The organism is Enterococcus sp. DIV0802b, assembly GCF_050543535.1.
GTDB classification, from domain to species: domain Bacteria; phylum Bacillota; class Bacilli; order Lactobacillales; family Enterococcaceae; genus Enterococcus_D; species Enterococcus_D entomosocium.
The window spans coordinates 1,128,685-1,141,491 of record NZ_CP172941.1; the positions used below are offsets into that span (position 1 = coordinate 1,128,685).

A 12,807-nucleotide genomic window follows, 5' to 3' on the forward strand; every position below is an offset into this window, starting at 1 on the left:
CGAGCCAGAATTTGATATGATAAAAAAGCTGAAAGTAGAGGAAGCCCATGAACGAACAAATCATTGATTATCTTCATTATTTGACCATTGAGCGCGGGCTATCCCAAAATACCCGTGCCAGCTACCAGCGAGATCTGCAACAGTATCTTGCGTTTTTACAAAAAAAACAAGTCACTCAGTGGCAGCAGATCGACCGAGTGATCGTTTTGTCTTTTTTGCAAAGTCTGCAAGAAGCGGGAAAATCCTCGGCAACCGTGATTCGGATGGTTTCCAGTTTGCGAAGGTTCCACCAATTTTTGCGTCAAGAACGGTTTACCGATCATGATCCAATGCAGCATATTGATTCACCAAAAAAACAGCAGAAGCTGCCTGATACCTTGAGTTTACAAGAAGTGGAGCGGTTGATCGAAACACCGGATACGCGAGCAGTTTTGGGCATCCGTGACCGAGCGATTTTGGAAGTGATGTATGCGACGGGCTTGCGCGTCAGTGAGTTGATCGGGTTAAAATTAAACGATCTGCATTTAAGTATGGGATTGTTGCAAACAACCGGAAAAGGCGACAAAGAACGGATCGTTCCATTAGGGGACTTAGCGATTCAATGGATCGAAACCTATCTCAGCGATGCGCGTCCGTATTTGACGAGAAAAACGCCGGATGAAAGCCATCTGTTTGTAAACAACCATGGTACGCAACTATCTCGTCAAGGGATCTGGAAAAATTTAAAAGCCTTGGTTCGACAAGCTGGGATCACCAAGAATGTGACTCCCCATACGCTGCGCCATAGTTTTGCGACCCATCTATTAGAAAACGGGGCAGATCTACGAACGGTTCAAGAGTTGCTAGGGCACGCAGATATCTCGACCACTCAGATTTACACGCATATAACGAAGAAACGGATGACGGAAGTGTACAAGCAGCACTTTCCGCGCGCCTAGAAATCGAGGATGGAATGGAAGAAATCAAAATAAAATTAGCTGTCTTTGAAGGACCGTTGGATTTGCTGCTTCATTTGATCAAAAAACTGGAGATCGATGTTTATGATATTCCAGTTGCTACCATCACCGAACAATACATGCAGTACATCCATGCCATGAAAATTTTAGAATTAGAAGTCGCTGGAGAGTATTTAGTCATGGCGGCGACTTTGATGGCGATCAAAAGCCAGATGCTGTTGCCTAAACAAGAGTTGATTGCTGAAGTCGAAGAGTACGAAGAAGATCCGCGGGATATGCTGGTGGCACAACTGCTAGAATACCGAAAATTTAAGTACGCAGCCGAACAGCTTTCAGAAAAAGCGGAAGAGCGCAGTTTGTATTACACGAAAGATCCGATGGATGTCGATGAATACAAAGAGGAAGAAGATCAATTAAGAGCCAATCAATTCAACACGATCGATCTCTTTTTGGCTTTTCAAAAAATGATCGAGAAAAAGAAAAATCGCCAAGTACTAGAAACCAAGATTTCTCCTGATGAAAGCACCATCGATGAAAAGATGGCGGCGATTCAGTTGGAGATGCAACATGTGAGTGCTAAAAAAGGCCGCAGCTTTGATTCGTTTTTTACTTCTTACAATAAAACAGAAGTTGTGGTAACCTTTATGGCACTGTTAGAATTAATGAAAAAAGGAACGATTCGAGTAGAGCAATCAGACAATTATGCGTCGATTCTGCTCTATCCAACAGGTAAAGAAGATGAGTAAATATAGTGAATTAGAAGCGATCTTATTCGTCGTCGGTGATGAGGGGATCGGACTTGAAGAACTGAGTTATTTAGTCAAAAGTAATACTGCCAGTGTCTATCAGCATTTGCAGGAACTAAATCAGCAATATGAAGAAAATGAACATACCGCGTTGCATATTCTAGAAGTTGGCAATCATTTTATTTTAACCACTAAAAAGCAATTTGCCCCTTTATTGAAGAAATACGCCGAATCCCCGATGGGGAGTTCATTGTCGCAAGCCGCTTTGGAAACTTTGTCGATCATTGCTTATAAGCAACCGATCACTCGGATGGAAGTAGAAGAGATTCGCGGCGTTCAATCCAGCGGTTCGGTCCAAAAACTGGTGGCAAAGCGGCTGATTGAAGAAAAGGGACGCGTGGACGGACCAGGACGAGCGATCCTATACGGTACGACGGAATACTTTATGGATTATTTTGGCTTAAAAAGTTTGGCTGAATTGCCTGACATCCAATCAATGGAAGATGAACTTGAAGAAGATGCACCGTTTGATCTTTTTTACGACCGCTACAAACAAGCAGAAACAGAAGGAGAATGAAGATGGAACGTTTGCAAAAAGTGATTGCCCATGCCGGCATCACCTCAAGAAGAAAAGCTGAAGGATTGATAACCGAAGGCCGTGTGCGAGTCAATGGACAAGTAATCAAAGAATTAGGGGTCCAAGTCGGTTCAAAAGACGTCGTTGAAGTGGACGGCGTTCCGATCGAACAAGAACAACATGTCTATTATCTGTTCTATAAACCTCGTGGCGTGATCTCAGCTGTAACAGATGATAAAAAACGCAAAGTCGTTTTGGATTATTTTGCTGAAGTCCCTGAACGGGTGTATCCAGTCGGCCGGTTGGACTATGATACCTCCGGTTTGCTGCTACTGACAAATGATGGGGAATTATCACAGACACTGATGCATCCAAAACACGAAGTCGAAAAAGTGTATGTTGCCAAGGTCAAAGGCATTGCGGATAAAAAGCAACTGTTCCCATTGACAAAAGGAATTCGGATCGAAGGGCGTAAGACCGCGCCTGCTCGCTTTGAAATCTTATCGACAGACCAAACGGCACAATCTAGTATTGTGCAATTGACGATCCACGAAGGTCGCAATCATCAAGTCAAAAACATGCTAAAAGCAGTTGGTTTGCCTGTGCAAAAACTAAAACGGGAAAACTATGGTCCGTTAGATTTAAAAGGTCTTCGTCCAGGGGAATACCGAGAGTTGTCGAAGAAAGAAGTCAGCCAGCTGAAAAACAGTGCAAAATAGTTGAAAAGTATCTGAAAACGTAACTATTGTTAATTTTTAGATTTTGTGTATAATAGAACATGTAATAAATAGAATAAAGGTTCGTCTTCAGGGGCAGGGTGCAATTCCCGACCGGTGGTTATAGTCCACGACCTATTTCTTCGGAAATAGCTGAATCGGTGAAATTCCGATACCGACAGTACAGTCTGGATAAAGAAGATAGAGCGTATTTGATTTGCTTATGGCTATTTCGAATGCCCTCTTTTTTCCCTGTGGAAAAAAGAGGGCATTTTTTGTCTGGCGCCGACAAGAAAGCCGAGGAAATTTAATAGGTTCGTTTGAAGAGGAATCCTGAACTTAGGAGGATTTATACTGATGAACAACAAAACAAGAAAAATGGTGACGATCGCCATGTGTGCTGCTATGGGAACAATTTTGCAATTTATCGCTTTTCCAATTTTTCCGGCATTCAGCTTTTTAAAGATCGATTTTAGTGATATTCCCGTGATGATCATGATGTTTTTATTTGGTCCTTGGAGTGGGGTAGTGACTGCCTTCATTCGTTCGGTCCTGCATTTGTTCTTATCTGGTTTTTCACCTGCTGATATGGTGGGAGATACGGCAAGCTTTTTAGCATCATGTGCCTTTACTTTGCCAATGTACTACTTTTTCCGCAAAGGTGTCCACACCAAAAACAAAATGGTTGGTGTCATCAGCGGTATCTTGTCGGTAACGATTTTTATGAGTGTGGCGAACCTATTTGTGATCACACCGCTTTATCTACGCTTTTTCGGGGTCACAGCCGATCAATTTTTAGGGATGTCTTTGCCGCAATATGTGGCGATCGGGATTTTACCCTTCAATTTGGTTAAAGGAGCGATCGTCAGTGCCGTCTTTTTAGCACTACATGCCAAACTGCTCCCATGGTTGGCTCGTAAGCAGCCCCATCATTCTGCTATAGGAAAATAAAAAATGAGCCGACTTGCTGTGGCAGACGAAAGGTCTGTTAATGGCAGGTCGACTTTTTTATTTTTCTATAAGGATCGCTCTGGTGGGGCATTTGCGATAAGCAGTTTTGACTTTTTCTTGTTGTTCTTCTATGATAAACTGTTGCCGTGCACTCGGTTCTTGGGCAAATAAAACGATCCCATCTTCATCATAATCGAAGATCTCGGGAGCATAGATCGCACATAGTCCACAAGCAATGCAGCGCTCAGGAACAATTTTACAGCGTTGTGACATTTTTTAGTCCTTTCTGGGAGGAAGATATGGATTCTTTTATTTTAGCGCTGTTTTCTGATACTGACAAGTTGCGTCCATCGACACTTTATCAAATTCTCATTGGTAAGCGCACTAGCTCTGTCTTGAGTTATGCCTTTTTTTATGATCGATTAGGTCTTTTTCAAGCGTTGCCACAGTTGAATGAGAGGGAGTATCAACAGACGATCGCTGACTTGATCCAACAAGGGATGCTAAGTCGAGATTCAGATGGTCTGCTGCTCAAAAGGACCGCTGCAAATTATGAACAGTCAAGAGAAATGTTGTTGCATCATACGGATTATTTTCGGTATGGACGAACGACGGAGGAGGCGTGGCGTTTTGTCCGACTGCTGGTTCAAGCAGCTGCATATCAAGAGGTGACGAATCAGTATATTCCTGTTGAGAACACGCCTTTATATACAGAACCTGTGCGTCGACTGATCCATCAATACCCTGAAATCAAAAAGATCACTCATCGAGAACTTTCGGCAGTTTTTGCCCAACTTCCCGCAGAAGTCGCAGATTTTTTAGCGGGTACCTTATCTGGTCCTGATCTTCTGGGGCAGGCGTTTTTCCAACTTTTGCCAGAATCTGTACAAGGTAAGCCTTGGGACAATCTTTATGTAGGAGCTGCGATCCATCAATTTTTAGCCCTGGTTGAAAAAGAGTCTCAGATGGTTCTGTTTCAAGGATTGTCGCCTTTTCTAAATAGGAATCTGAATCAAAGTATGCTGGAAAGTCGTGCATTGTTCTTGCAAGGAGCTTCTGTTGAGCAGATCATGGAAAAAAGAAGGATCAAACGAGGAACCGTTAATGATCATTTGATTGAGTGGGCACTGCTTGATCCGACATTTCCGTATCAGCGCTTTGATACATCATTGCTGAATAAGCTGCCAGAAACTTCTTGGAAAAACAGCTATCAAGAATTACAGGAGCTTCTTACGACTGATTTTTTGACGATCCGTTTGTTACAGATTGCTCAGAAACGGGGGATTCGATGTTAGAAAACGCACTGAATCAGTACTTTGGCTTCAAAACATTTCGTCAAGGACAAAAAGAAGTCATCGAAAGTGTTTTAGCGCAGCAAGATACGTTAGCGATTTTGCCTACCGGGAATGGCAAAAGTCTCTGTTATCAGCTGCCAGGGTACCTCATAGATGGCATCGTAATCATTATCTCACCGCTTGTTTCTTTAATGGAAGATCAAGTCTATGGCCTACAAAAGCAAGGGGAAAAACGCGCGATTGCGTTTAATAGTCAACTGGACCTTGCCGATCGTCACTATGTGATGCAGCATTTATCGCAGTACAAATTTTTGTTTTTAAGTCCAGAAATGATCGTGCAAGAAGCCATTTTGCAACAACTCGAACGAGCTAAGATCGCTATGCTCGTGGTGGATGAAGCTCATTGTGTTTCCCAATGGGGCATTGATTTTCGACCAGAGTACTTGCAGCTTGGTGAAGTAAAAAAACGGTTGAAGGCACCCGTCACATTAGCATTGACGGCTACTGCCACGGCGCAAGTCGAAGCAGATATTCGGCAAGTGTTGTTAGCAAAGAACGCCAATGTCTACCGTTATTCGATGAACCGCAGCAATATCGGCTTGTTCGTAGAGAAAACGTCAGACAAAGATGCGGCATTGGCAGACTATCTCAGCCGCTTAGGCGGGACTGGGATCATCTATTGTTCCACAAGAAGCAAAGTCGAAGAAGTCTATAACAAACTGCGTCAGCGCTATTCGGTAGGCTATTATCATGGTGGTCTAGCGAGCGATCAAAGAAAAACGTTGCAGCAGCAGTTTTCTCAGAATAAACTAAAATTGCTCGTCGCAACCAATGCGTTTGGGATGGGGATCAATAAAGAAGATATTCGTTTTGTGATCCATTATGACTTGCCTGATTCGCTGGAAAACTACAGTCAGGAAATCGGTCGAGCAGGCCGCGATGGCAAACAAAGCAGTGCGATCTTGCTTTATCAGGAACACGATGAGCAGATTCACTACTTCTTTCAGCGAGAAAACAAAGAAGAACGCCGTGCTTTAGAACGAATGGATCAGGAAAAGATGAAAGGACCTTTGACACCGCTGCAAGAAAAATGGCAGCTGAAGATGAAGGAGTTGGGGGCTGCGTTTTGGCTGGAAACGCTAAAACAAAACGAACAGCAAAAGCAAGAACAATTACAAAAAATGTTGGCTTATATTCATTTTACCGGCTGTCGTCGCCAGTTTTTATTGGCGCACTTTGGGGAAGAAGCACCAGCAAATCCTTATTGTTGCGACAATGACGGGATCGAATTGGCAGCGGAAGAAGAGCTTTTAGAAAAAAAAGTCATCCTTCATTGGCAAGAACGTTTAATAAAAATTTTTAAAGATATAAATTGAATCGTATTTTGCAGGACAGTTTTTATTTACCTATGGTATAATACATCGGAAGGAAACTAGGAGGGAATACGAGTGAGCAAGAAAGACAATGACTACAATTCAGAAAATCAAGAACCGTGGGAACAACCAATCTATGATACAGAATACGATGATTCTGCATCAAGATCCCAACAAAGAAAACAAAAGCGTGGGAATTCACTCTTTTTGACGATCGTTTTAGTTTTGCTTTTCTTGATCGTGGCAATTCCGGTTGGTGCCGGTATTTGGGTGTTGAATCATAACAGTGATGCCCCGACCGCAGCAAGTTCGAGCAGTACAGTAGAAAGTACGACAGAATCTTCGACAACTGAGTCATCAACAACGGAATCATCAACTGCTGAATCGACAAGTGAAACGAGTTCGTCAACAAGTGAATCAAGTTCTTCATCAAGCAGTAGCAGTTCTGCACCAGCTTCAACAACGCCATCAAGTAGTAGTGAGCCGGCTCAACAGGAAAACAATGCAGGGCAAGACACTACGCAAAATAATCAAGGGCAAGGAGCGACTGGTACCGAGGAATACACGACGGTGCAAGCAGGTGAAGGTCCTGAACAAGTGGCAGCCCGTACAGGCATCTCAGTTGAAACCCTATATCAATTAAATGGGATTGATCCAAACAACTACATGCTATACCCTGGCGACACATTACGAATTAAATAAAAAACCGCTTTGGCGGTTTTTTTTCTTGGTAGGAAGAAGCCAAGGTGAACGATAAGCAGAAACGATGAAGGAATACACATCGTTGGGAAACGAGGAGTAAGAAAAATGAAAAAAATCAACATCGCTATTGATGGTCCGGCGTCATCTGGGAAAAGTACCGTGGCAAAAATCATCGCCAATGATTTAGGGTTTATTTATACAGATACCGGGGCCATGTACCGCAGCATCACGTATTTGGCCTTAAAAAGCGGCTGTTCATTAGAGGATGAAGCGGCGATCGCTGCTTTGATCGATCAATACCCCATCACTTTTGAACCGACTGAACACGGTCAAGAGGTCTTTGCAGGAGGAGAGCAAGTCACAGAAGCGATCCGTCAGCCAGAAGTAACCAACGCAGTTTCGAAGGTATCGGCATACCCTGCGATCCGCGAAAAACTAGTCCAACAACAGCAGATGATCGCTAAAGATGGCGGTGTCGTGATGGATGGCCGCGATATTGGTACGGCGGTTTTACCACAAGCAGAAGTCAAGATTTTTCTGGTAGCAAGTGTGGAAGAACGGGCGCAGCGCCGTTTCAAAGAAAATCAGCAAAAAGGGATCGGTACCGATTATGAAACTTTAAAAGAAGAGATTCAGCAAAGAGATTACTTGGATTCTCATCGGGAAGTCTCCCCTTTGAAACAAGCAACAGATGCCGTTCGAATTGACACCTCCGGTTTAACAATCGAGCAAGTCGTAGAAGCGATCAAAAAAACGATCCAAGAAAAGATCGACTAGCGAAAACAATGGGTGTTCCCCATTGTTTTTTTATTTTTCCTACGAAAAAGATGAAAGCAAGCAAGAAAACAGACGTGAAAAGACTTTTTCAACGAAAAAACCGTAGTTTTTTAGGAAAATAAGAGAAATCGCTTTATTTTTTTTTCATTCTATTTTAAACTAAAAGATGTAGTGCAATTATTGCAGAATTGTTGGTTAGGAGGACATGAGAGATGACAGAATTTGAAAATAATCAGGTTGAGAGTGGAAATGAATCAATGGAAGCCGCTTTAGACAATTTCCAAGAAGTAAAAGTTGGAGATATCGTTAAAGGCGAGGTATTGGCCATTGAGGATAAACAAGCGATCGTAGGGATCGAAGGCGCCGGTGTCGAAGGCGTTGTTCCTGCAAAAGAATTATCGACTTTACCTGTTGAAGACATCAACGAAGCAGTCAAAGTAGGGGATGTCTTAGAATTAGTTGTGATTTCAGCAATTGGGAAAGACAAAGAAAATGGCAGCTATCTCCTTTCTAAACGTCGCTTAGATGCGAAAAAAGTTTGGGAAGATATCGAAAAAGATTTCCAAGAAGGAAAAATCATCGAAGCACCAGTCACCAACGTCGTTAAAGGCGGATTAGTGGTTGACGTAGGGGTTCGTGGGTTTGTTCCAGCATCAATGGTCGAAGATCATTTTGTTGCGGATTTTGAAGATTACAAAGGGAAAACATTGACCTTTAAAATCGTTGAGATCGAGCCTTCTGAAAACCGCTTGATCCTTTCTCATAAAGCTGTTGTTGAAGCAGAAAAAGCAAAACAAAAAGAAGCTTTACTAGCTGATTTATATGAAGGACAAGAAGTAGAAGGAAAAGTAGCTCGTTTGACTGACTTTGGTGCCTTCGTGGACCTAGGCGGCATCGATGGACTTGTCCATGTCTCTGAAATTTCACATGGGCATGTTGGCAAACCGAGTGACGTTTTGTCTGTGGGAGATACCGTCAACGTCCGTATCTTATCTGTTGATGCAGACAAAGAACGTGTGTCTCTTTCAATCAAAGACACATTGCCTGGACCTTGGACCAATATTGAAGAGCAAGCGGCTGTTGGCAGTGTCTTAACTGGGACTGTTAAACGTTTGACAAGCTTCGGTGCGTTTGTGGAAGTCTTCCCAGGTGTTGAAGGGCTGATCCATATTTCACAAATCTCCCATAAACACATTGCGACACCACATGAAGTCTTACAAGAAGGCGATGAAGTGCAAGTGAAAGTGCTCGAAGTGAACCCTTCAGAACACCGAATCGCATTAAGTATCAAAGCATTAGAAAAAGCAGAAAATACCAATGAAACACAAGAAGTTTCAGAGGATGATTATCAATTGCCAGAAGAATCAACTGGGTTTACCATGGGTGATATCTTAGGCGATGCCTTAAAAGACAGCGACGAAGAGTAATTGTATGCCATCAGCTTATAACGATTCGATGTTTGAATTTGTTATAAGCTGATTTTTTGTTTGCCGAGAAAGCTTGCAACTTTCCATGGCTTTAGGTAAACTAAGTAAGATTGAATACAAGAAGCAGCGTACAAGGACTGCTTTTTTAAATGGAGGGTAAAAAATGTCAAATCCAACAATAGCGATCGTTGGACGTCCGAATGTGGGGAAATCGACCATTTTCAACCGGATAGCTGGAGAACGAATTTCGATCGTTGAGGATACTCCAGGAGTGACCAGAGATCGTATTTATGCCACTGGTGAATGGCTAGGCCGTGAGTTTAGCGTAATCGATACTGGTGGGATCGATTTAAGTGATGAGCCGTTTATGGATCAAATCAAGCATCAAGCAGAAATCGCCATCGATGAAGCAGATGTCATTGTTTTTATTACGAGTGCTCGTGAAGGAGTAACAGATGCTGACGAGCTTGTGGCTCGTTTGTTATACAAAAGCAACAAACCCGTGATTTTAGCGGTCAACAAAGTTGATAATCCCGAGATGCGCAACGATATCTATGAATTTTATGGTTTAGGTCTGGGCGATCCATACCCAATCTCAGGAAGTCATGGATTAGGGATCGGTGATGTCCTAGATGAAGCAGTCAAACACTTTACCAATGAAGCGGAAGAAGAAGACGATTCCATTATCAAGTTTAGTTTGATCGGTCGACCAAACGTCGGGAAATCCTCCTTGATCAATGCGATTCTTGGAGAAGAGCGAGTAATTGTTTCAGATATCGAAGGAACGACTCGTGATGCGATCGATACCCATTTTACTAGCGAAAGCGGTCAAGAATTTACCATGATCGATACCGCCGGCATGCGTAAAAAAGGGAAGGTCTACGAATCTACTGAAAAATACAGTGTCATGCGAGCAATGCGGGCCATTGAACGTTCAGACGTCGTCTTGATGGTCTTGAACGCCGAAGAAGGAATTCGCGAGCAAGACAAACGGATCGCTGGCTATGCCCATGAAGCAGGCCGTGGAATCATTATCGTTGTCAATAAATGGGATACATTGAAAAAAGAAACGAATACGATGCGTGATTTTGAAGAAGAAATCAGAGATGAATTCCAATATTTGGATTATGCACCAATCATTTTCGTTTCCGCAGTGACGAAACAGCGCTTGAATAAGTTGCCGCAGTTGATCGAAGAAGTCAGCATGAATCAAAACATGCGTATTCCATCTGCGTTGTTGAATGACGTCATTATGGATGCGGTGGCGATCAACCCAACACCAACAGACAAAGGCAAACGTTTGAAGATTTTTTATGCGACGCAAGTGGCTGTCAAACCGCCAACTTTTGTTATTTTTGTCAACGAAGAAGAACTGATGCATTTCTCTTATGCGCGTTTCTTAGAAAATCAAATCCGCAAGGCATTCACTTTTGAAGGAACGCCGATTCGGATCATTCCACGCAGAAGAAAATAGAGATTTTATCATACTTTGTTTCTTTTTACAAAGAAATCTGTCCTTTTCTAGAAAAATGGGAAAAAACCAAAAAAAAACCCCCTAAAAACGTTAAAATCCTTGATATTACAAGGTTCTTATGATAACGTTATATCAGAATATTGATGGTAATCAATATTTGACAAAAACCTTGGACCACTCAAGATTTTTGTTGATGCATGACATCAAAAAAAATATCAGGAGGTGAAACCATCCATGGCAAATAAAGCAGAATTAATCGAAAAAGTTGCAGCAGCTACTGACTTAACTAAGAAAGACGCAACTGCAGCAGTAGACGCTGTATTCTCAACAATTCAAGACGCTTTAGCTAACGGTGAAAAAGTTCAATTGATCGGCTTTGGTAACTTTGAAGTTCGTTCTCGTGCAGAACGCAAAGGACGCAACCCACAAACTGGTGAAGAAATCAAGATCCCTGCTAGCAAAGTACCTGCATTCAAACCAGGTAAAGCTCTTAAAGACGCAGTGAAATAACTTCATTAAAAACCCGTTGGGGCTCTAAGGCTCTAACGGGTTTCGTCTTATACATATAGCTTGAAGGGGCAGTAAAGGGGCAATAATTTGTGGTTTAAAGTCCGTCCTTTTCCAAATCTTCTAGGATATTGGCACGCATGTTTTTAGTGACGTGTGTGTAAATTTGATTTGTAATCTTGGAATCCTCATGACCAACTCGATCCATAATCGCTTTTAACGGATATCCTTTTTCGGCAAGCCAAGAAATATGGGTGTGACGAAAAATGTGGGATGATAAATTCTTATGTTCAAGTCCAACTCTTGCTCCAGCTTTTTTCAGGCCGAGGTTGAAAGAATTAATTTGAACAGGAACGCCATTTTTGGTTACAAACAGATAGTTCAATTTTTCAAATTTAGGATTCTCAATAGCATCCAAATTCACCTCATCAATGGTTCGTTGAACGAGATCAATTGTCCTTTTTGTAATATCAATCGTTCTATAAGATGCGTTTGTTTTAACGGGTCCTTTAATACCTTTGCGATAGCCTTCAGTTCGGTCTATTGATCCATTTACATGAGCTTGACGATTAACTAAGTCAAAATCATTTGGCTGCATTGCTGTAGCCTCACCAACACGCATACCAGTTAAGAACATAAATTCTGCCAGTCTAGCCAAACGATAAGTTGATGGCCTGCGATAAAGTTCCTCAATTAATTTCTCAGCTTCTTCACGTTCTAAGTACTTGTTTTCGAGTTTCTTGAAGTCCTCACGGGTTTTTGGTCTTTTCTTGATAATAACGTCAGCCATTGGATTAAAATCCACGTAGCCCATTCTACGAGCGTATTCAAATACCATGTTGAATATAGATTTTATTGTACTTAGGTACTCATCCGAGTAATCAAGTTTGTTGAATGCAGTCTGAAGAAGTGGAGCGTCAATATTGTCTGCCCAAACATCGGCACTAATCATACCCTTAACTGATTTTATTGTTGCGTTATACGCCATTTTGGAACTATTTCTAAGCGGCTTTTTATGCCCTTCGTACCATTGATCAATCGCATCATGAAACATGATCCGCTCTTTTTTCTTCTCATTAATCGCTTCGTTAATCTTTATTTCTAATAGCTTACGTGCCTTGTTAGAGGCTTGAGCAGAATCGCTTGTGAGTATAACACTTTTCTTTTTGGTCTTCTCAGAGTACGGATCCTTATATCTTTCTACATACTTGAATTTTCCATCCGCTAGTTTCTCAATCCACACTTTTAACAACTCCTATTTTCTGATACAATAGGCGTAACCTATTGGTTATTTTCTGTTATCACG

14 protein-coding genes and 1 riboswitch are annotated in these 12,807 nt (G+C 42.1%); of the genes, 12 read left to right on the forward strand and 2 right to left on the reverse strand.

Annotated features, from left to right (window positions below):
* Positions 1-47 precede the first annotated feature (47 nt).
* The 5 genes from xerD to IGJ12_RS05320 all read left to right on the forward strand — a co-directional run bounded on the left by xerD (position 48) and on the right by IGJ12_RS05320 (position 3,946).
* Positions 48-938, forward strand: coding sequence for a site-specific tyrosine recombinase XerD (gene xerD / locus IGJ12_RS05300; RefSeq protein ID WP_005237104.1), 891 nt, complete (start codon positions 48-50; stop codon positions 936-938).
* Between the two features lie 14 nt (positions 939-952).
* The gene (locus tag IGJ12_RS05305) at positions 953-1,702 is read left to right on the forward strand and encodes a segregation/condensation protein A (RefSeq protein WP_008381030.1); all 750 of its coding nucleotides are present in this window, start codon (positions 953-955) and stop codon (positions 1,700-1,702) included.
* Positions 1,695-2,279 (forward strand): SMC-Scp complex subunit ScpB, encoded by a 585-nt coding sequence (scpB, locus tag IGJ12_RS05310; protein WP_005229316.1) that lies wholly within the window; start codon positions 1,695-1,697, stop codon positions 2,277-2,279. The genes IGJ12_RS05305 and scpB overlap by 8 nt, the downstream gene beginning before the upstream one ends.
* A gap of 2 nt (positions 2,280-2,281) precedes the next feature.
* Complete coding sequence (locus IGJ12_RS05315) at positions 2,282-2,998, forward strand: pseudouridine synthase (protein ID WP_008381033.1); 717 nt, start codon at positions 2,282-2,284, stop codon at positions 2,996-2,998.
* Positions 2,999-3,077: 79 nt separating this feature from the next.
* Positions 3,078-3,202: riboswitch (FMN riboswitch) on the forward strand.
* 150 nt (positions 3,203-3,352) lie between these two features.
* Positions 3,353-3,946 (forward strand): ECF transporter S component, encoded by a 594-nt coding sequence (locus IGJ12_RS05320; RefSeq protein ID WP_008381035.1) that lies wholly within the window; start codon positions 3,353-3,355, stop codon positions 3,944-3,946.
* A 57-nt stretch (positions 3,947-4,003) separates the two neighbouring features.
* On the opposite strand, the gene IGJ12_RS05325 is transcribed toward IGJ12_RS05320, so the two are convergent.
* Positions 4,004-4,219, reverse strand: coding sequence for a ferredoxin (locus tag IGJ12_RS05325; protein WP_005237096.1), 216 nt, complete (start codon positions 4,217-4,219; stop codon positions 4,004-4,006).
* A 26-nt stretch (positions 4,220-4,245) separates the two neighbouring features.
* Here IGJ12_RS05325 and IGJ12_RS05330 point away from each other — a divergent pair, with 26 nt between their 5' ends.
* From IGJ12_RS05330 to IGJ12_RS05360, 7 genes are all read left to right on the forward strand, one after another.
* Positions 4,246-5,241: a helix-turn-helix domain-containing protein gene (locus IGJ12_RS05330; RefSeq protein ID WP_005237094.1), complete on the forward strand. Its 996-nt coding sequence runs from the start codon at positions 4,246-4,248 to the stop codon at positions 5,239-5,241.
* A complete protein-coding gene (locus IGJ12_RS05335) occupies positions 5,235-6,617 on the forward strand; it encodes a RecQ family ATP-dependent DNA helicase (protein WP_430619437.1) in 1,383 nt (460 codons plus the stop codon). The genes IGJ12_RS05330 and IGJ12_RS05335 overlap by 7 nt, the downstream gene beginning before the upstream one ends.
* A 72-nt stretch (positions 6,618-6,689) precedes the next feature.
* A complete protein-coding gene (locus IGJ12_RS05340; RefSeq protein WP_005237087.1) occupies positions 6,690-7,316 on the forward strand; it encodes an SAG1386/EF1546 family surface-associated protein in 627 nt (208 codons plus the stop codon).
* Positions 7,317-7,421: 105 nt separating this feature from the next.
* Entirely contained in the window at positions 7,422-8,093 is a 672-nt protein-coding gene (gene cmk, locus IGJ12_RS05345; RefSeq protein ID WP_005237085.1) for a (d)CMP kinase, read from the forward strand.
* A 212-nt stretch (positions 8,094-8,305) separates the two neighbouring features.
* Positions 8,306-9,520: a 30S ribosomal protein S1 gene (gene rpsA, locus IGJ12_RS05350; protein ID WP_005229333.1), complete on the forward strand. Its 1,215-nt coding sequence runs from the start codon at positions 8,306-8,308 to the stop codon at positions 9,518-9,520.
* A 163-nt stretch (positions 9,521-9,683) separates the two neighbouring features.
* Entirely contained in the window at positions 9,684-10,994 is a 1,311-nt protein-coding gene (gene der / locus IGJ12_RS05355; protein WP_005237082.1) for a ribosome biogenesis GTPase Der, read from the forward strand.
* 234 nt (positions 10,995-11,228) lie between these two features.
* On the forward strand, positions 11,229-11,504 hold the full coding sequence (locus IGJ12_RS05360) for an HU family DNA-binding protein (RefSeq protein WP_003126821.1): 276 nt from the start codon (positions 11,229-11,231) through the stop codon (positions 11,502-11,504).
* Positions 11,505-11,598: 94 nt separating this feature from the next.
* On the opposite strand, the gene IGJ12_RS05365 is transcribed toward IGJ12_RS05360, so the two are convergent.
* Entirely contained in the window at positions 11,599-12,744 is a 1,146-nt protein-coding gene (locus IGJ12_RS05365) for a tyrosine-type recombinase/integrase (RefSeq protein ID WP_010749238.1), read from the reverse strand.
* Positions 12,745-12,807 lie beyond the last annotated feature (63 nt).

What these genes read in the sequence shown, in the direction of transcription:
- IGJ12_RS05360 (WP_003126821.1), top strand. Translation starts at nt 11,229, where the DNA reads ATGGCAAATAAAGCAGAATTAATCGAAAAAGTTGCAGCAGCTACTGAC.
- IGJ12_RS05325 (WP_005237096.1), bottom strand. Translation starts at nt 4,219, where the DNA reads ATGTCACAACGCTGTAAAATTGTTCCTGAGCGCTGCATTGCTTGTGGA.
- IGJ12_RS05315 (WP_008381033.1), top strand. Translation starts at nt 2,282, where the DNA reads ATGGAACGTTTGCAAAAAGTGATTGCCCATGCCGGCATCACCTCAAGA.
- scpB (WP_005229316.1), top strand. Translation starts at nt 1,695, where the DNA reads ATGAGTAAATATAGTGAATTAGAAGCGATCTTATTCGTCGTCGGTGAT.
- IGJ12_RS05330 (WP_005237094.1), top strand. Translation starts at nt 4,246, where the DNA reads ATGGATTCTTTTATTTTAGCGCTGTTTTCTGATACTGACAAGTTGCGT.
- rpsA (WP_005229333.1), top strand. Translation starts at nt 8,306, where the DNA reads ATGACAGAATTTGAAAATAATCAGGTTGAGAGTGGAAATGAATCAATG.
- der (WP_005237082.1), top strand. Translation starts at nt 9,684, where the DNA reads ATGTCAAATCCAACAATAGCGATCGTTGGACGTCCGAATGTGGGGAAA.
- IGJ12_RS05320 (WP_008381035.1), top strand. Translation starts at nt 3,353, where the DNA reads ATGAACAACAAAACAAGAAAAATGGTGACGATCGCCATGTGTGCTGCT.
- IGJ12_RS05305 (WP_008381030.1), top strand. Translation starts at nt 953, where the DNA reads ATGGAAGAAATCAAAATAAAATTAGCTGTCTTTGAAGGACCGTTGGAT.
- cmk (WP_005237085.1), top strand. Translation starts at nt 7,422, where the DNA reads ATGAAAAAAATCAACATCGCTATTGATGGTCCGGCGTCATCTGGGAAA.
- IGJ12_RS05335 (WP_430619437.1), top strand. Translation starts at nt 5,235, where the DNA reads ATGTTAGAAAACGCACTGAATCAGTACTTTGGCTTCAAAACATTTCGT.
- xerD (WP_005237104.1), top strand. Translation starts at nt 48, where the DNA reads ATGAACGAACAAATCATTGATTATCTTCATTATTTGACCATTGAGCGC.